The following is a 255-nucleotide window of genomic DNA, read 5'->3' as shown; positions in this document are numbered from 1 at the left end:
GAAGTATTTTGCTCTTTAACAATCTGGAACAAGCTGAAAATTGAAACATGACGGCTGAAATTTATCCCTCCGTAGATGTACTGGGATGAAGAGTAACCTGTCATAGAGTCTCTCAAATGTTTGCAGCTCGAACGATGGAAACATCTTCGGGTTGTGAGGTTAAGTGACTAAGCGTACACGGTGGATGCCTAGGCAGTCAGAGGCGATGAAGGGCGTGCTAATCTGCGAAAAGCGTCGGTAAGGTGATATGAACCG

1 rRNA gene is annotated in these 255 nt (G+C 45.5%); it reads left to right on the top strand.

Annotation, left to right across the window (positions count from 1 at the left end):
* Window positions 1–157: 157 nt before the first annotated feature.
* Window positions 158–255: ribosomal RNA gene (locus WA302_RS25235) — 23S ribosomal RNA — on the top strand; the annotation flags it as partial.

The organism is Serratia sp. 201 (assembly GCF_037027545.1).
GTDB classification, from domain to species: domain Bacteria; phylum Pseudomonadota; class Gammaproteobacteria; order Enterobacterales; family Enterobacteriaceae; genus Serratia; species Serratia bockelmannii.
Note: the sequence above shows the minus strand (reverse complement) of the source record. Positions and strands in the feature narration are given on the sequence as shown.